Source organism: Pontixanthobacter sp. (assembly GCF_049682855.1).
Taxonomy (GTDB): Bacteria; Pseudomonadota; Alphaproteobacteria; order Sphingomonadales; family Sphingomonadaceae; genus Pontixanthobacter.
Map to the genome: position 1 here is coordinate 1 of NZ_JBAUIK010000007.1, position 17,252 is coordinate 17,252.

17 protein-coding genes are annotated in these 17,252 nt (G+C 58.2%); 9 read left to right on the plus strand and 8 right to left on the minus strand.

The features are described 5' to 3' along the window. Together WA922_RS02915 and parC are read left to right on the plus strand one after the other, a co-directional pair. A partial coding sequence (locus WA922_RS02915; RefSeq protein ID WP_424770178.1) for an ion transporter occupies positions 1-860 on the plus strand: 860 nt, incomplete at its 5' end. 83 nt (positions 861-943) lie between these two features. Next, positions 944-3,265, plus strand: coding sequence for a DNA topoisomerase IV subunit A (gene parC / locus WA922_RS02920; protein ID WP_424770179.1), 2,322 nt, complete (start codon positions 944-946; stop codon positions 3,263-3,265). Positions 3,266-3,329: 64 nt separating this feature from the next. On the opposite strand, the gene WA922_RS02925 is transcribed toward parC, so the two are convergent. From WA922_RS02925 to WA922_RS02950, 6 genes are all read right to left on the minus strand, one after another. After that, entirely contained in the window at positions 3,330-4,934 is a 1,605-nt protein-coding gene (locus tag WA922_RS02925; RefSeq protein WP_424770180.1) for a DEAD/DEAH box helicase, read from the minus strand. A 253-nt stretch (positions 4,935-5,187) separates the two neighbouring features. Beyond that, positions 5,188-6,363: a CCA tRNA nucleotidyltransferase gene (locus WA922_RS02930; RefSeq protein ID WP_424770181.1), complete on the minus strand. Its 1,176-nt coding sequence runs from the start codon at positions 6,361-6,363 to the stop codon at positions 5,188-5,190. Beyond that, positions 6,356-6,961, minus strand: a complete 606-nt coding sequence (locus tag WA922_RS02935; protein ID WP_424770182.1) for a CoA pyrophosphatase — start codon at positions 6,959-6,961, stop codon at positions 6,356-6,358. The genes WA922_RS02930 and WA922_RS02935 overlap by 8 nt, the downstream gene beginning before the upstream one ends. A gap of 2 nt (positions 6,962-6,963) precedes the next feature. Further along, positions 6,964-7,512 carry a DUF1285 domain-containing protein gene (locus tag WA922_RS02940; protein WP_424770183.1) on the minus strand — a complete coding sequence of 183 codons (549 nt, stop codon included), beginning with the start codon at positions 7,510-7,512 and terminating at the stop codon, positions 6,964-6,966. A 52-nt stretch (positions 7,513-7,564) separates the two neighbouring features. Then, positions 7,565-8,101, minus strand: coding sequence for a GNAT family N-acetyltransferase (locus WA922_RS02945; protein ID WP_424770334.1), 537 nt, complete (start codon positions 8,099-8,101; stop codon positions 7,565-7,567). 164 nt (positions 8,102-8,265) lie between these two features. Further along, complete coding sequence (locus WA922_RS02950; RefSeq protein WP_424770184.1) at positions 8,266-9,462, minus strand: PQQ-dependent sugar dehydrogenase; 1,197 nt, start codon at positions 9,460-9,462, stop codon at positions 8,266-8,268. On the opposite strand from WA922_RS02950, the gene WA922_RS02955 reads away from it, so the two are divergent. Next, entirely contained in the window at positions 9,461-10,096 is a 636-nt protein-coding gene (locus WA922_RS02955; RefSeq protein WP_424770335.1) for a ribonuclease HII, read from the plus strand. The two genes, WA922_RS02950 and WA922_RS02955, sit on opposite strands and share 2 nt — an antisense overlap. A 40-nt stretch (positions 10,097-10,136) precedes the next feature. On the opposite strand, the gene WA922_RS02960 is transcribed toward WA922_RS02955, so the two are convergent. Beyond that, entirely contained in the window at positions 10,137-11,036 is a 900-nt protein-coding gene (locus tag WA922_RS02960; RefSeq protein WP_424770185.1) for a hydrogen peroxide-inducible genes activator, read from the minus strand. Between the two features lie 100 nt (positions 11,037-11,136). Between WA922_RS02960 and WA922_RS02965 the strand changes: the two genes are divergently transcribed. The 6 genes from WA922_RS02965 (at position 11,137) to folP (ending at position 16,704) form a co-directional block, all read left to right on the plus strand. Then, the gene (locus WA922_RS02965; protein ID WP_424770186.1) at positions 11,137-11,310 is read left to right on the plus strand and encodes a hypothetical protein; all 174 of its coding nucleotides are present in this window, start codon (positions 11,137-11,139) and stop codon (positions 11,308-11,310) included. A 140-nt stretch (positions 11,311-11,450) separates the two neighbouring features. Continuing rightward, on the plus strand, positions 11,451-12,626 hold the full coding sequence (nhaA, locus tag WA922_RS02970; protein WP_424770187.1) for a Na+/H+ antiporter NhaA: 1,176 nt from the start codon (positions 11,451-11,453) through the stop codon (positions 12,624-12,626). Beyond that, entirely contained in the window at positions 12,623-13,540 is a 918-nt protein-coding gene (locus WA922_RS02975; RefSeq protein WP_424770188.1) for a calcium/sodium antiporter, read from the plus strand. Before nhaA ends, WA922_RS02975 begins: the two co-directional genes overlap by 4 nt. Positions 13,541-13,801: 261 nt before the next feature. After that, positions 13,802-14,917 (plus strand): site-specific DNA-methyltransferase, encoded by a 1,116-nt coding sequence (locus WA922_RS02980; protein WP_424770336.1) that lies wholly within the window; start codon positions 13,802-13,804, stop codon positions 14,915-14,917. A gap of 16 nt (positions 14,918-14,933) precedes the next feature. Continuing rightward, positions 14,934-15,344, plus strand: coding sequence for a hypothetical protein (locus WA922_RS02985; protein ID WP_424770189.1), 411 nt, complete (start codon positions 14,934-14,936; stop codon positions 15,342-15,344). Between the two features lie 229 nt (positions 15,345-15,573). Then, the gene (folP, locus tag WA922_RS02990; protein ID WP_424770190.1) at positions 15,574-16,704 is read left to right on the plus strand and encodes a dihydropteroate synthase; all 1,131 of its coding nucleotides are present in this window, start codon (positions 15,574-15,576) and stop codon (positions 16,702-16,704) included. Here the strand turns inward: folP and WA922_RS02995 are convergent, their stop codons facing one another. Next, the gene (locus tag WA922_RS02995; RefSeq protein WP_424770191.1) at positions 16,705-17,163 is read right to left on the minus strand and encodes a hypothetical protein; all 459 of its coding nucleotides are present in this window, start codon (positions 17,161-17,163) and stop codon (positions 16,705-16,707) included. Positions 17,164-17,252 lie beyond the last annotated feature (89 nt).

The window sequence follows — 17,252 nt, forward strand, 5'->3', positions numbered from 1 at the left end:
TTTCTGGACCGACGGATCAGGTGGCGAATTGCCAGCAAGACGGGCAGCGGCTAACGACCCGGTCTGAATTGTGCGAACCGTTCCGGAAAAACCCTGATATCATGCGCGACACTCTCCGTAGCTTTATCGAATCCAGCCGTTTTGAATGGACAATCACCGCAGTTATTGTGCTCAATGCGATCGTTTTGGGGCTGGAAACGGTGCCGGGTATCATGCGCGATTATGGCGCAGTGCTGGCGCTGCTCGATCAGTCGGCGATCATGATTTTTGTGATTGAGATACTGCTTAAACTGTTTGTTTACCGGCTCAAATTCTTTGCCAATGGCTGGAATGTGTTTGACGCGGTTATCGTTTCGGCTGCGTTGATCCCCGCCAGCCAGCAGTTCAGTGTCCTGCGTGCGCTGCGAATATTGCGGGCTTTGCGGCTTGTTTCGGTCGTGCCCAGTATGCGCAAGGTCATAATGGGCCTGTTCAAAGCCATTCCGAGCATCGGGACGGTCATTGTCATGCTGTTGCTGCTATTTTATATCAGCGCGGTCATGGCAACGAAGCTGTTTGGTGCGGCATTTCCTGACTGGTTTGGGACTCTCGGCCTGTCGCTATATTCGCTGTTCCAGATCATGACTTTGGAAAGCTGGTCGATGGGCATCGTGCGGCCGGTGATGGAAGTCTACCCTTATGCGTGGGCATTCTTCGTACCGTTTATTCTGCTCACCAGTTTTATCGTGCTGAACCTGTTTATCGGTGTAATTGTCAACGCTATGGCAGAAGCGACCGAGGATGATGCGCATAGCGAGCGCGAGGAGATTCTGGCCGAATTGCGCGCGCTGCGCGCCGATATCGCCCAGTTGAAGAGGTAAGCTGTCAAAATACCCCAACAAACCGGTGTGAAACCCGCGAAAAGCACCTCCCGCAGTGCCAAGCGACTTGCTAGATAGCGTATATGAGCACAGCCGACACCGACAATTTAGAGCCTGATCCGTTTGATGCGATTGTGGATGCGCCGTTTGATTCGGCTTTATCTGAACGGTATCTGGTCTATGCGCTTTCCACCATAACCGCCCGCTCGCTGCCCGATTTGCGCGATGGGCTAAAGCCGGTTCACCGGCGGCTGCTGTGGACCATGCGCCAGTTAAAGCTGGACCCGTCCAACACGTTCAAGAAAAGCGCCCGCGTTGTAGGAGAGGTAATCGGCAAATATCACCCGCATGGCGATACCGCCGCTTATGATGCGATGGTTCGGCTCGCACAGGATTTCTCGCTTCGCTATCCGCTGGTTGAGGGGCAGGGCAATTTCGGCAATATCGACGGCGATAATGCGGCGGCGTACCGCTATACCGAAGCGCGGCTGACCAAAACCGCGATGCATCTTATGGCGGGGCTCGATCAGGGCACGGTAGATTTCATCCCGACCTATAATGGCGAAGAGGAAGAGCCTGAGCTGATGCCGGGCCTGTTCCCCAATCTGCTGGCCAATGGCACCAGCGGGATTGCGGTGGGTATGGCAACCAACATTCCCAGCCATAATGTCGCCGAGATTATCGATGCAACGCTGGAATTGATTGATAACCCTTCGGTTGAGCATAGCCGTTTGATGGAGCTGTTTCGCGGACCTGACCTTCCCACCGGCGGCCTCGTCGTGGACAGTCCCGAGGTTATTTCCCACGCCTATGAAACAGGGCGGGGTTCATTCCGCATTCGCGGGCGGTTTCATGCGGCAGAGGCAGAAAAAGCCGCAGACCGTGATGCGGGGATAGAGCGGCTGGGCGGCGGACAATATCAGCTGGTCATCAGCGAAATCCCCTATCAGGTGCAGAAGGGCAAGCTGATTGAACAGATCGCGCAATTGATCGCGGATAAGAAGCTGCCGATCCTGGAAGATGTGCGCGATGAAAGCGACGAGAATATCCGTCTCGTGCTGGTGCCCAAGAACCGCAACGTCGATCCTGAATTGCTCAAGGCGTCGCTGTATAAGCTGACCGATCTCGAAACGCGCTTCGGGCTCAATCTCAACGTGCTCGACGCCGCGCGCACGCCGCTGGTGATGGGCCTAAAGGAACTGCTGCAAAACTGGACAGCGGCACAGATAGAGATTTTGCAGCGCCGCACGCAGCACCGGCTGGACAAGATCGCGGCCCGGCTGGAACTGGTCGAAGGCTACATCGTCGCCTTCCTCAATCTTGACCGCGTGATCGAGATTATCCGCTATGAGGATGAACCCAAGGCCGTGATGATGGCCGAATTTGAACTGACCGACCGGCAAGCCGAAGCGATCCTCAACATGCGGCTGCGCAGTCTGCGCAAGCTGGAGGAAATGCAGCTGCGCGGAGAGCGTGATGATCTGCTGAAAGAGCGTGAGGAGCTGGAAAAACTGCTCGGTTCGCCTGCGCGCCAGCGCACCCGGTTGAAGCGCGATCTGGCCACTTTGCGCAAGGAATATAGCGAAGACACCGATATAGGGCGCCGCCGGACCACCATTGCCGAGGCCGCGCCGACGACGCAATTCAGCATGGATGCCATGATCGAGAAGGAACCGATTACGGTCATCCTCTCACAAAAAGGCTGGATCAGGGGCGCGAAGGGGCATGTCGATCTGGGCGCTGATGGCAAAGGCGCCGATTTCAAATTCAAGGAAGGCGACGGGCCCGCTTTTGCGCTTCACGCGCAGACGACGGACAAGCTGCTGATTGCGGCTGATAATGGCCGCTTCTTTACATTGGGCTGCGATAAATTGCCCGGCGCGCGCGGGTTTGGGGAGCCGGTTCGCAACACGCTGGACATCGATGCCGAGGCGGGCATTGTGAATGTGATCGTCTATCAGGCGGGCGGGCAATTGTTGCTCGCCGCGACCAATGGCAAGGGCTTTGCCGCGCGGACCGACGAGATTCTGGCGGAGACCAAAAAGGGTCGCCAAGTCGTCAATCTGAAAGGCGATGCCAGGCTGTCGGTCGTGCGTCCTATCGCCAAGGAGCACGATCATATCGCGGTGGTGGGCGAGAACCGCAAACTGGTCGTGTTTAATCTGGAAGAATTGCCCGAACTCGCGCGCGGGCAGGGCGTGATGCTGCAACGCTACCGCGCGGAAAAGGGCGGCGGCGGGTTGTCCGATGCGATTACGTTCACATTGGCAGACGGGCTGAGCTGGGCGATGGGCGGCGATAGCGGGCGCACACGGACAGAGAGCGATATCTGGCAGTGGAAAGTCGCGCGCGGGGCTGCGGGGCGGATGCCCCCGCAGGGCTTCCCGCGCGACAACACGTTTTAGACTGATCAATGGTGAGCGGCCCGGCTGCTGAGTTTAGATCAGCTTTTGGGCCCAACCTCTGGGCTTAGCCTTGGCGGCGGCGCTGCGGGCGATTGCCGCCACTTTGCCCGCTATTCTGCCCTCCACTCTGACCGCCTCCATTGTTCCCGCCGAACCTTTTCTTGGCAGGCTGGCCGCCTGAACGGCCATCGCTGCGTTTGGCCTCGACCACCGGTTTGGTAACCGGTCCTTTTTTGTGGCTGACATTTTTTGCGCGGCCATAGACTGGCTCGTCGCGGCCATCTCTGCCGCCGCTGCGCTGGTCGCGGTCTTCGCGGCTTCGGTAATTGCCCTGATCGGGGCTGCGCCCCTCGGCATCACGCCAGTTACGGTCGCGTGGTTGCTGCGGCTTTTTCTTGGGGTTGTTGCCGCCCCGGCTTCCTCCGCCGCCTGACCCCTTGCGGAAACGGGCGGTGCGGTCATCGGGATTGCGCTCAGCGCCGGACCCTTTGCGCGCGGGCGCGGGCAGGCCAGCGGCCTGCGCAACAAAGTCTTCGGGCAATCTCGCAGGGGTCAGCTTAACATTGGTCAGCCGTTCAATATCGCGAATATAGGGGCGTTCATCGGGCGCGATATAGCTGACAGCAAGGCCGCTTTTGCCCGCGCGGGCAGTGCGCCCGATGCGGTGGACGTATTGTTCGGCCACATTGGGAATTTCAAAGTTGAACACGGCGCTCACGCCCGGCACATCGATGCCGCGCGCGGCAATATCGGTGGCGACCAGCACGGGCACACTGCCCCGCCGGAAACCGTCCAATGCACGGGTGCGCTGGGCCTGCGATTTGTTGCCGTGAATGGCGCCAGCATTGATACCGGCTGCAACCAGATGGCGCACAACGCGGTCCGCGCCGTGCTTGGTACGGGTAAACACCAATGCGGTTTCAATCTCTCCGCTATCGATCCCTTTCTTCAGGCTGAGCGTCAGCAGCGCCTGTTTCTCCTTCTGGTCGACAAAGGTCGCGAATTGATCGACGCGTTCCGCCGTGGTGGATTGCGGAGCAACCTCCACGCGGACCGGATTGGTAATGAAACGCTTGCCCAGATTGGCGATGGCATTGGGCATGGTGGCGCTGAAGAACAGGCTCTGGCGTTCTTTGGGCAGCATATTGGCGATGCGGGTCAGCGGCTTGATGAAGCCGAGATCCATCATCTGGTCGGCTTCGTCCAACACGAAGATTTCAACATGGCTGAGGGTCAATGCCCGCTGCTCACACAGATCGAGCAATCGGCCCGGTGTTGCCACCAAGACATCGCAGCCCGGCACCAGTTTGCGCGCCTGTTGGCGAACCGGCAGACCGCCGAAAACGCATTGCACCGATAGATCAAGGAAACGCGCATAATCGCGCATATTGTCGGCAATCTGTGCCGCCAGCTCGCGCGTGGGCGAGAGGATCAGCATCCGGCAAGCTGCAGGCCTGCGGGCGACCGGATTGGCAGCCAGACGGTGCAGCGAAGGCAGCGAAAATGCCGCCGTCTTGCCGGTACCCGTTTGGGCCACACCCAGCAGATCGCGGCCATCCAGCAAGGCAGGAATACTCTCGCGCTGGATCGGGGTGGGTTCGGTATAGCCTTTCGTATTCAAGGCACGGAGGATAGGCTCGGCTAGGCCGAGTTTTTCAAAATAAGACATAAATTACTTTCATTGCGCGCCAAACGGATTTTGAAATCCGGGCACGGAGAGGTCCTTACGGCGACCCACGCGTGAAACGGGAAGCAATGCGAATAACGCATATTCCATAAACCATATGCGGGACTAGCCCGTTGATAATACGGGGAAGTTCACGCTCGCAAATAGTGCCACAGGACCATTCCTGCGCTGGACGTTGGACGCCATGTAAGGGCAAAGGTGTGAATAAGCAATGAAATTACGCAGCGCGCATATTTCATTGCTTTAAGGCCGTATCCAGAATCTGTAATAAGCGCGTCTGATCGGGGAAGCCTTCTGCCACCCATTGCGCTTCTATATGTTTGGACAGGCGCGATATTTGCGGCCCGGCGGGAACCCCGCGATCCATGATGGCGCTGCCTTTCAGCGGGAATTGCGGCGGGGACCAATCTTTCAGCACAGCGGTATCTGCGCCGTTCAGCAACAGCCGGTCCAGCGCGCTTTCCCGCCCTTCATAATAGGCCAAAGCGCGCGGGTTTCCGGCGTCGCTTGCGCTGCGTTCAGCAGCACAGACCAGACGCCTGCGTTCTGCATTGGACAGGCGCAACCGGGTGCCGACTTCTTCTGCAATTGCGGGCAGGGCGGGTAACAAAGCGGCGAGGCGGCGGATTGGATCGGCGGCAATATCAGCGGCATTCTCGGCGCAAATCACATCGCGCAGACGCTGCAAATCGCGCGCGCCGCTTTCGGGCACGATCACTTTCCACACACCGAGCGCCATCATCTTTTCGACCGTTTTTGCGGGATCAGGCAGTGCGAGCAACAGCAACACTTCCTTCGCCACACGCTCGCGGCTTAAATGGGTTACTGTGGATGCCAGATCGCGGCAGGCATCCACCGCGCCGCGATTCCACTGCCCGCCAAACCGCGCCTGAAACCGGAAATAGCGCAGGATACGCAGATGATCTTCCCGAATTCTTTCACCCGCATCCCCGATGAAGCGTACATGATGGTTGGAAAGGTCCTCCAGCCCGCCGAAATAATCGGAAATCTCCCCGGTGTCGGGCGCCGCGTATAAGGCATTGATGGTAAAATCGCGACGGGCCGCGTCGCTGCGCCAGTCGCTTGCGAAGGCGACCGTAGCGCGGCGTCCGTCAGTGGCGACATCTTTGCGCAAAGTGGTGATCTCTACCGCGCCGCCTGCCAATACCGCGGTCACGGTCCCGTGGTCGAGGCCGGTGGGGATAGAGCGGATACCGGCCTGTTTCAGCCGGTCAATTACGGCATCGGGCAGCAGCGTGGTCGCCGCATCGACATCGGCCACATCTGCGCCCAGCAAAGTGTCGCGCACCGCGCCGCCAACCCAGCGGACATTGTCTGCGCCCAATGCCGCGACAAGCTGCGCCAGATCAGTCCGCCGCATCCAGCCGGAAAGGGGCAATCTCTTATCCATCCAGCACATCTTTAGCCGCAATCCGCCGCGAAAGGTTGAAAATTATCGCGGCAGTGACGCCCCAGATCCGAAAATTATGCCACTGCATTTCCAGAAAGGCACGATTTTGGCCGCGCCACATCACTTCATTATGGGTCCAGTTGCGGTCATCCAGCAGAATATCGAGAGGCGTCTCGAACCAGTCCTCAACTTCACGCGGGTTGGGTATATATGGCAGATCTGGCGGGACCACGCCCACCACGGGTGTAATCGTGAAGCCGGTGCCGGTCTGGTAAATGTCGGTGCTACCGATCAGCCGGACATTATCAGGATGGAGCGCCAGTTCCTCATGCGCTTCGCGCAATGCGGCAGAGGCAGCGTCTTCACCCGGTTCCAGCTTGCCGCCAGGAAATGCCACCTGTCCAGGGTGATCGCGCATTGTCGTTGGCCGCTGGGTTAGGATGACCCCCGGCTGCGGACCATCGGTAACCGCAATCAGAACGGCGGCCTGCGTATTACGGCCTGCCAGTGCGAAGCGTTCATCGGTAATCAGGCCGTCCACTTCGCGCATATGGCCGCGTTTGAACGCGCAGGATAACCGGTCGAACAGGACGCTCACGGTTACGCAGGTAACAAGGAGAATACAGCGCCCTGGCTGGGCACTGACCAATCATCACCCGCCGCCAGCGCAATCTGCGCCAGTTGCTGATAGGTACTGCGGTTCAGCCGCGCCTCGCATCCGCGCCGTGCGTGCAAATAAAGCGCGGGCGTATCGGCACTGCCGCGGGCCATTAGCGGATGATCCGGCCCGGCGATAACCAGCTCGTCAGTATTCAGCAGGAACGCCAAACCGTCATCCCTCTGAGCCACATCAACCGCGATAAAGGCGGCGTCCTCGACTGCGATAGACAGTTTTTGGTAAGGCGTGACCAGCCAATAGACCCCGTCCTGGCCGCGTGTCAGCAGACTGGCAAAGGCGCGCACCATAGCCGGGCGGGTTATCGGGCTGTTATCATGCAGCCATGTCCCATCGGCGCAGATGCGCATTCGGCTGTCGCCGCTATGCTCCGGCGCCCAGCTTTCAACAGGCGGCAGTTTGCGCTGCGCGACCTGATGGGCAATTTCCGATAGCGACAGCGAGGCGAGTTCCGGCGGGGGTATGTACGGCATTTCGGAAGATGCGATGCCAGAAACCATGCGCCGGGCCAAGGGGTTAAGCACTTTACCCCTCATCGCCCGCATTTATAGGCCACGGGCCAAGCATACCCTCGGCGGGTAAAATAGCCGGATTATCACAGCGCACTAGCAATCGCGCTGGATCATATGGTCCGGGGCAATGCCAGCCTTGCGTCGGCGCCGATGCGAAGCCGAAAAACCGGCCGTAATAGTCAGGGTCGCCGATCAAGACCTGCGGCAAGGCAGGTCCGGCTTCTTCCAGGCCAAGCGCACCGAGCGCGGCCACCATCAAGGCCTTGCCGTACCCCTCATTCTGTTTTTCTGGCAATACCGCCACTGGCCCGATCATGATCATGGGATGCGGCCGCCTGTCCCTGCCGGTAAGAGCGACCGGCCATAGCTGGATGGTGCCCGCCAGATAAGCATCATCATCCAATGCGGCGAAGCTTAAGGCGTCCAGACACTGTGCGCCCTCACGAATGCGGTAGGCGGTGCGTGCATGGCGCTGCGGCCCAAACGCCCGGTCGAGCAGTTGCTCGGTCATATCCGGCTGGACATTTGTTAAAGGGACAATCATCGCCATATGCGCGCGCCGATAGGATGCTGCGCGCACGCTGTCGAACACTTTGTCGCTTAGCCAGCCGCCAGCCTGCCGCGACCGCGAAAATTGCGTGGGTGTTCGGTTTGGCGATGCCCGCGCTATCCCTTTTTCGGTGTTATTTCGCGCCTGCGCGGTCCGATGCGCGCCTATTCTGCGGGTACCAGGCGGAGCAAGCGGCCGTTGCTGCCGTCTTCCAGCACCCAGATCGCGCCATCGCTCGCTTCAGTGACAGCGCGAATTCGCGATCCAAGATCATACCGCGCCACTTCTGCTGCAGCATCACCAGCAATTTTCACATGGACCAGACCCTGCGATTTCAGCCCTGCGATCAGGGCTGTTCCTTTCCAATCAGCAAACATGTCGCCGCGCATGAATGTCATGTCTCCCGGCGCGATTACCGGAGTCCAGGTAATGGCGGAACCGGCAAATTCGGGGCGAGTGGAATTGTCGGGGATAGGATCGCCATTGTAATGCTCCCCATCGGATACGATCGGCCAGCCGTAATTGCTGCCCATCGCAACCAGATTAAATTCATCGCCGCCAGCCGGTCCATGCTCGACTTCCCACAACCGGCCATTGGCATCAAAATCCATGCCCAGAATATTGCGGTGCCCGTAAGACCAGATCTCAGCCGCCGAGCCACCTTTATCGGCCATCGGGTTGCCTTCTGCGGGCGTGCCGTCCGGATTAAGGCGGACTATGGTACCCATCGTGTTCGAAATGTCCTGTGCCGGGGCCATTTTCTGGCGGTCACCCGAAGCGATAAATACATGTTCGCCGCCGGGCGAAAAGCGAATGCGGTGCGAATAATGGCCGCGTCCGGTAACTTTCGGGCTCTGCCGCCAGATAATATCGAGCCCTTCTACCGCGCAGCTGGTGGCTGTGAGGCAGTTTAATGTGCCGCGGCCGACGGCTGCGCCGCGCGTATCGTTGTCACCAGCTTCGGCCCAGCTAAGATATATCATTCGGCTGGTTTCATAATCGGGTGCAAAAGCGATGTCGCCAAGGCCGCCCTGACCGCCATAATCGACCGTCGGTGTGCCGCCGACTGCATGGGCTGTGCCCGTGGCCGGATCGAACATTTTCAGCTGGCCGGATTTTTCAGTGATGAAAAGCCGATCGGTTCCAGGTTCAAAAGCAGCCGCCCACGGTTCATCGAAACTGCCATGCTCCGTTATTGTAAAGGGCCCTTTCACCTCTCCCTCTGCCGCGCCGGAGGCAGACAGGACACCGGCGCTGCTATCCCCTGATGCGGCAGCACTGCAACTTGCGAGGGCAAGCGCAAACGGCGATAGGGACAGTGCACATGCGCGCGCGAGCGAAGGTATATTTTCTGTGGTCATAACCTCTGCAACACCCGAACACGGATTTGGTGCCCAGGAAATCATCATCGGCGTGGATGAGGCGGGCAGAGGACCATTGGCGGGGCCGGTCGTCGCCGGGGCGGCGGTATTGTGTGATAATCCGCCCTCCGGCCTGGCGGACTCCAAAAAACTGACCGCGAAACGCCGGGCTGTGCTCGATCTGGAGATACGCGCGAGCTGTATTTGGGCGGTGGGTAAAGTGGATCCGGCTGAGATTGACAGAATCAATATCTTGCAGGCGACCATGCTGGCCATGACCATAGCGGTTCAACGCGTCCTCGTGCTTCTCGATCGCGCACCGACGGCAATCCTGATCGACGGAAACCTGACGCCGGAGGGGCGCTGTCATCAATGGCGCTCCCCTGCAGGATCAGCGGTGCGCGCGATTGTGGGCGGGGATGGCAGCGAGCCATGTATCTCTGCTGCATCAATCGTCGCGAAGGAATGGCGCGACCGGGCGATGGTTGCTGCGGCGCAGGAATATCCGCATTATGGGTGGGAGCGCAACAAGGGCTACGGCACTCGGCAGCACTTGGCCGCTTTGCACGAATATGGGGCGAGCCCGCATCACCGGCAGAGTTTTGCTCCGGTCGCGCAATTGCATTTAATCTAAGGCGGGTTCTATAAGCCGGGGCCTGAATGGGGTGATGACCCTAAGTCAGAATATCGCGCGCTTCCTTGGCGACAACTTCGGCAATCGCGGCATAGGTATCGGCGAAGGCGGTCCCTTCGCGCCACAATGCGGCGATAGAGCGTTTTTCCGCCCAGCCGCGAATATCAAACCGCCTGACCATATCCTCGCCGCCGGTTTCTGACCTTAAATACAGTTCGGGCAGAATGGCAAGGCCCAGTCCCGAACCGGCCATCTGGCGCAGACTGTCAAGGCTGGTCCCTTCATAATCGCGCTGGATTTCCGCGCCGAGCCGCTCGCAAATGCCGCTCGCTTGCGCGTGTAAGGGGTGTCTGCGGTCCAGGCTCAGCACAGGCTGATCGGTGAAGTCGCTATATTCCAGCAACCCTTTGCCAAACAGCGGATTATCCGGCGCGCCAACCAGCTGGAGGCGCTCCTGAAACAGCGGTTCAATATGAATGTCCGATCCTGAAACCGGCAGCGGCGCCAGCATCATATCGAGATTGCCACCGCGCAATTCGGTGAATTGATCGGCGGGAATACCTTCACGAATGTAAAGCTTCAGCGCGGGATAATCGCGGTGTAATCGCACGACGGCGAGCGGCATGAGATAGGGGCCGATAGTAGGGGATACGCCGAGCCGGATTGTACCGGCCATTCCGTCCTTACTGCGTTCCGCGATGAGTTTGATTTGCGATATATCGCGCAGCACCCGCCGCGCCCGTGCTGCGATATCACGGCCGATCGGAGTTAGCCGGACTGGCCGTCCGCGTTCCACCAGCGTGCTGCCAAGCCGCAGTTCCAGCTCCTTTATCTGCTGGCTGAGTGTGGGCTGGGTGACGTTGACACTGTCGGCTGCCCGGCCAAAATGCTGCGTATCTTCGATCGCGACGAGATACTGCAATTGTCGAAGTGAAGGCATGATAGATTTTATCTATCGAAAATGAAGAATACTTGCAATTGGAATTATCACTCATTCGCCGCCATATAAGCTTGGAGACAGGCGAGATAGGACGAGTTTGATGGGGCACCATTTGCACACATTGCTGCTTCGCCATTGCCAGCCCGATCGCACGATCGATACGGCGAAAACTGCGGGAAAGCAGGAGGACCGCAAAGCCCCAAGGCGCATCCGATTGCGTTTGAAAGACAAAATTACCGCGCTGGGGCAGGACAGAGCATCTGTAACGCAGTAGAGCGGTAAGGGCGGTATCTGGTCTCTTCCCCTCCTCCGGGGACTGGATACCGTCCCAAAAATTAGTATGATCTAAACTTAAATAACAGCGCGGCGAGCGGGACCACCCTGCCGCGCCGCGTATGCTAAGGGGCTACCATTATGGCAGTAAAAGGCGCAGCAAAATTTCTTCAGGATTTCTTGAAAGAGGAAAGCGCGGGGGGCGTTGTCCTGATGATGTCTGCCCTTGCGGCTCTCATCGTTGCCAATAGCGCGCTTGCGGGCTGGTATATCGACACCTTGGCCACGCCGATCCACTTCACCGTTGGCGGAACGGGCATTGAAAAACCTGCTCTGCTGTGGATCAATGATGGCTTGATGGCGCTGTTTTTCTTCCTGGTGGGATTGGAAGTGAAGCGCGAGGTTCTCACCGGTCAGCTGTCCAGCTGGCAGCAATCATCGCTGCCTATTTTTGCTGCGCTGGGCGGTATGATTGCGCCCGCTGCGGTATTTGCGGCGATCAACTGGAACACGCCGGAAAATCTGAACGGCTGGGCCATTCCGGCGGCAACCGATATCGCTTTCGCGCTGGGTATTCTGGCCCTGCTCGGCAGCCGCGTTCCCGTTGCGCTGAAGGCCCTGTTGCTCGCGATTGCGGTGATTGATGATATTGGCGCGATCGTGATTATTGCGCTGTTTTACACGCCCGGCGTGGAAACGAACATGCTGATCGCGGCGGCGGTTGTATTGGCCGCCCTGTTCCTGATCGGCAGAGCCAGGGTTGGATCGCGCTTGCCCTATATCATACTGGGCGTGATCCTGTGGTATCTGGTGCTGAAATCGGGCGTCCACGCAACGCTTGCCGGTGTGGCCCTGGCGCTGACAATACCGCTGAAAAGCCGCGGCGGTGACACCGTGCTGGAAGAGATGGAGCATAGCCTCCATCCCTGGGTCGCTTTTCTGGTGGTGCCGATCTTCGCGTTTGCCAATGCCGGTGTCGGATTGCTCGATATTGAACCGTCAGCTTTGCTCGCACCGCTGCCCTTGGGGATCGCGCTGGGTCTGTTGGTGGGTAAGCAGGTGGGTATTGTCGGTCTGGCATGGGTCGCGACAAAAACCGGCATTGCATCTTTGCCTGACGGGATCAGCTGGGTGCAGATGTGGGGGCTATCGCTGATCGCCGGTATCGGTTTTACCATGAGCCTGTTCATCGGCAATCTTGCCTTTGCTTCGCCAGAGCAGATTGCGGCGGTGAAACTGGGCGTACTCAGCGGATCGTTGATTGCGGCGATTGCAGGGGTGGTTATCCTGCGCTCAGCGGGTAATAGACCCGCATGATTACGGCATCATTACTGGTCCTTGCGGGCCTCGTCGGACTGGCTTTTGGCGGTGACTGGCTCGTGCGCGGCTCGGTCGGAATCGCGCAGCGTATGGGCATATCCAACCTCGTCACAGGTTTGGTGATTGTCGGCGCGGCCACATCAATGCCCGAAATGGTGGCGAGCATTCAGGCGGCCCTGATCGGCTCGCCGGAAATTGCCTGGGGTAATATTGCCGGGTCCAACCTCGCCAACACATTGCTGATATTGGGCGCAGCGGCATTGGTCGCGCCGATTGTCCTCACCGGGGCTGGGCGGCGCGATGCGGTGGTGGCCCTGGCTGCATCGGTGTTGATGTGGTTTATCGCATGGCAGGGGTATGCTTCTGCGCTTGTGGGTATTGGTCTGCTGGCCTTATTGGCAGCCTATATCATCTGGCGCTACCGTCATCCGCGCGTGGATGATGAGGGTGAAGAGGAGGCCCCGTCTGCCTTGTGGCAGGCGATTGCATTTTTTGTCGTTGGTGTCGCCACATTGATCATCGGGGGTAAATTGCTGGTGGACGGCGCTGTCGATATTGCCCGTTTTGCCGGATTGAGCGAAACGGTGATTGGGTTGACCGTGGTGGCCGTCGGTACCTCCTTGCCCGAGCTGGCCGCATCGGTGGCTGCCGCGCTCAAAGGGAAATCATCGCTCGCATTGGGCAATGTCGTGGGGTCCAATATTTACAATATTTTCCTCATCGGCGGAGCGACCATGATAATCGCGCCATTCCCGATCCCGCGCGAGCTGATAGATGTGGAAATGCCCGCAGTGGTTATGACCGCTCTGATGGTTTTGCTGCTGTGCTGGTTCGCCAACAGCATCAGCCGCGTGATGGGCGGCCTGCTGGTGGCCGGGTTCGCGGTGATGACGGTGCTGTTTTTCGTCTAGGTACGAATTTTTTTCAAGAAAACTGCAAACCAGAGTCCTCCGCGCAACACCCCATCATATCGAGTCCAGGAAACCTTCGGGACTCAATATGTTGTGGGGGACTCTTTTCGTTCTGTCCCACGTCAAACATGGTTAGCGGCGCGTTAACCATGTTCCGCCATAGTCTGTGCTTGACGCAGGGCACGTTTGGACTCACCCTGTGGATAACTTGTAGGCGGGACAGTTTGGGGAACAGTAATGGGGGTCATCGAGACCAAAGGGATGCGCGCAAAAACGGCGCCAGAACGTAAGGCGACCGCTCCGGCCGATCTGCCGCTTGGCACGATATTGTCCGGCGATTGTGTCGAGGCTATGCGCTCGCTGCCGGACAACAGCGTGGATATGGTATTCGCCGATCCGCCCTATAATCTGCAACTTGGCGGCGATCTCAACCGCCCTGATGGCAGCCAGGTTGATGCGGTGACCGATCATTGGGACCAGTTTGCCAGCTTCAAAATCTATGATGATTTCACGCGCGACTGGATGGTGGAGGCGCGCCGCGTGCTCAAACCCGACGGCGCATTGTGGGTTATCGGCAGCTATCACAATATCTATCGCGTTGGGTCGATTTTGCAGGATCTGGGGTTCTGGATTTTGAACGATATCGTCTGGCGTAAATCGAACCCCATGCCCAATTTCAAGGGCACGCGCTTTACCAATGCGCATGAAACATTGATCTGGGCGAGCCAAGGGGAAAAATCCAAATATCAGTTCAATTACCGCGCGATGAAAACGCTTAATGATGAGCTGCAAATGCGCAGCGACTGGGTGTTGCCGATTTGCGGTGGCGGCGAACGGTTGAAGCATAATGGCACCAAAGCGCATCCAACACAGAAACCCGAATCGCTGCTATACCGTGTGATGCTGGCGACCACAGAGAAGGGCGATGTCGTGCTCGACCCGTTCTTTGGCACGGGCACGACCGGCGCTGTCGCGAAGCGTCTTGGCCGTGAATGGATCGGCTGCGAGCGCGAGGATTTCTACCGCGATGTCGCGATGAAGCGGATCGAAAAGGAATTGCCGCTGGATGAGAGCGCGCTCGAAACGATGCGGAGCAAGAAAAACGCCCCGCGGGTCGCCTTTGGTGCATTGGTGGAAAATGGCTATATCGCGCCGGGTACGGAACTTTTCGACAAGAAACGCAACTGGGTCGCGAAAGTGCGCGCTGACGGATCATTGAAATATCAGAAGCAGACCGGATCAATCCACGGCCTCGGCAAAGACTTGCAAGGCGCGCCCAGCTGCAACGGCTGGACATTCTGGCATTTTGAAGACGGCAATGATGTGAAGCCAATTGACGCGGTGCGGCAGACCTATCTGCTTGCAACGGAAGATTGAAATAAGGAGAAAAGTGATGTTTAATAAAATGTGGGTCAAGCTTGCAGCAATGGCCCCGATTGTGTTTGCATTGACGGCCCAATCAGAAGTTGAGCAACCCAAGCTCTACACATTGGCGTTGGTGATCAGCGATTCCGGTGAAGTCATCGGCTCTCCTCAGCTTAAGACTATGCTCGGTGAAACCGCAACATTCCATATCGAACCTGGCAACGGCAATTCATATAAGGCCCAGGTAAATCTTTCGGGTACCAATTCCGATCAAATAAATGTGAAAACCCAGATAGATGTGACCTCGCCGACCGTTGGCACGATCAACTGGACGCCCGAATTTGACATCAAGCAGGGGAGCCCTGTGCGGATCGAATATGGTAATACGGTTCCGGGCAACCGCCCATTGTGGATCGAGTTCACACTTTCTGATGAATAAATGTTGCGGGACCGGCCCGACACTTTAGCGCAAAAATTTGCGCCCTTGATCTGATCAGGGGTGGCGCGATGTATGGGAAAACAACCGCTGTCATCTGTCCTACTTTCTGCAGTTGAGCTAACACTGGTGAATGACCCAAAAGCGCCCATTTCTCACCGTCTTGATTCCAACCCTAGGACTGTGTCCCATATGTCACTTTCCTACAATTTGACCGAGGTGAAGCTGAGCAATGACTGCGCAAATCTATATCCAACCCACCGGCCTTTCGCTTAGCCCGCAAAGCGATGGCGGCAATGCGGTTCGTCTGGCGGGCGGCATGGCCTATGCGCATCAATTTGCGGTCATCACTCGCGACGGGGCGCAGATCACGGCACGCCATATTGTCACGCCGGATAGTATTGACAGTGTGCTGGGTAACTTGCCGGATGATCTGGCGAACAGTGCCCGCGAACAATGGACCGCTTTATCTGCTGTCCATGCTCCGCTGCAATTGGGCGAGCGGACTATCTGCCTCGACCAGCCACAAATTATGGGCATCCTCAATGTTACGCCCGATAGTTTTTCCGATGGCGGCGAATTTCTTGATAAGCCCGAAGCGGGGCGGGCCCATGCCTCGGCCATGCTGGAGGCTGGCGCGGCGCTGATCGATATTGGCGGTGAAAGCACGCGCCCAGGTGCGGCAGCAACTTGGGAAGGGGACGAGCTGGAGCGCGTGCTTCCCGCCGTGGAATATTGCGCCGCGATGGGTGCAGCGATCAGCGTGGATACGCGCCGCCCCGCTGTGATGGAGGCGGCGCTGGATGCAGGCGCGCATATCATCAATGACGTATCGGCATTACGTTATGACCCGCGCAGTCTGAACATGGCGGCAGCGCAGGACTGTCCGGTCATTTTGATGCATGCGCCGGGCAATCAGGGCGGGGAGGGCGATGATCTGCATGCCAATGGCAGCTATTCCAATGTCGTGCTCGACGTGTTCGACTGGCTCCGCGCCGCGCGTGATCGTGCACGCGGCGCAGGGATTGCGCGCGACCATATTATCCTTGATCCCGGTATTGGATTTGGCAAAACTCTGGCGGACAATCTGGCATTGATGAATGCGCTGCCACTGTTTCATGCGCTGGGTCAGCCACTGGTGCTGGGGGTGAGCCGGAAGCGGATGATCGGAGCCTTGTCGCATGAAGCGCCCGCTGATCGGCGGCTTGGCGGCAGTATTGCTCTGGCTATGGCCGGGATGAATGCCGGCGTGCAATTGCTGCGCGTGCATGACGTTCCGCAAACGGTGCAGGCGCGCAATGTGTGGCGCGGTTTGCGCGATGCGGCACTGACGGATTTCAGTATGCTGGCGGCAGAGGAATAATCACGCGGCTTCCTGCTGCCCGCTGCCACCTTGATCAAAAATCTTTGCAGCCGGTTTGTCACCAGCGGGTATAATCCGCATGATCACCAGCTGCAGCGCCTGTTCGATCCAGCATTCATCGAGATGCTCATAATCGTCGGTGATCGGTGCACCCTCGGCCAAGGCGAAGCGGCTACGCTCCACAGTGCTGCAATCCATCACGGTCTGTCCGTCTTTCAGGCACATGGATACTGCAACGGTCCGCTGGCCATGAACCTTGATGACGAACCGCTTGACCGTGCTCGTCGCGCCTTCTTCTGCAAGTTCAAAATCTTCGCGCTTGTCAAATGCCGCGCGCAGCAATTGCGCCATCCGGGCGAGCCGCGGCGCTTCGTCACGCGTCCAGCGGAACCGTTCATATTGGGTGTCATCAACGGCGCTGGACAGCGTGTCGCAAGCTTTTTGGAAATTGTCTTCCATCGCGGTGTTCCTCGGTTGGTGCAGATCATCAACGCTGCCAGACCGGCCATACCCGCAATATCCTAACAACTTGCAATCAGCCGGGGCCA

Bases quoted from the DNA above. Each gene is read 5' to 3' on its own strand.
- parC (WP_424770179.1), top strand. From the start codon at position 944: ATGAGCACAGCCGACACCGACAATTTAGAGCCTGATCCGTTTGATGCG.
- nhaA (WP_424770187.1), top strand. From the start codon at position 11,451: ATGGCAGTAAAAGGCGCAGCAAAATTTCTTCAGGATTTCTTGAAAGAG.
- WA922_RS02940 (WP_424770183.1), bottom strand. From the start codon at position 7,512: ATGCCGTACATACCCCCGCCGGAACTCGCCTCGCTGTCGCTATCGGAA.
- WA922_RS02925 (WP_424770180.1), bottom strand. From the start codon at position 4,934: ATGTCTTATTTTGAAAAACTCGGCCTAGCCGAGCCTATCCTCCGTGCC.
- WA922_RS02980 (WP_424770336.1), top strand. From the start codon at position 13,802: ATGCGCGCAAAAACGGCGCCAGAACGTAAGGCGACCGCTCCGGCCGAT.
- WA922_RS02995 (WP_424770191.1), bottom strand. From the start codon at position 17,163: ATGGAAGACAATTTCCAAAAAGCTTGCGACACGCTGTCCAGCGCCGTT.
- WA922_RS02945 (WP_424770334.1), bottom strand. From the start codon at position 8,101: ATGGCGATGATTGTCCCTTTAACAAATGTCCAGCCGGATATGACCGAG.
- WA922_RS02930 (WP_424770181.1), bottom strand. From the start codon at position 6,363: ATGGATAAGAGATTGCCCCTTTCCGGCTGGATGCGGCGGACTGATCTG.
- WA922_RS02960 (WP_424770185.1), bottom strand. From the start codon at position 11,036: ATGCCTTCACTTCGACAATTGCAGTATCTCGTCGCGATCGAAGATACG.
- folP (WP_424770190.1), top strand. From the start codon at position 15,574: ATGACTGCGCAAATCTATATCCAACCCACCGGCCTTTCGCTTAGCCCG.
- WA922_RS02985 (WP_424770189.1), top strand. From the start codon at position 14,934: ATGTTTAATAAAATGTGGGTCAAGCTTGCAGCAATGGCCCCGATTGTG.
- WA922_RS02975 (WP_424770188.1), top strand. From the start codon at position 12,623: ATGATTACGGCATCATTACTGGTCCTTGCGGGCCTCGTCGGACTGGCT.
- WA922_RS02965 (WP_424770186.1), top strand. From the start codon at position 11,137: ATGGGGCACCATTTGCACACATTGCTGCTTCGCCATTGCCAGCCCGAT.
- WA922_RS02950 (WP_424770184.1), bottom strand. From the start codon at position 9,462: ATGACCACAGAAAATATACCTTCGCTCGCGCGCGCATGTGCACTGTCC.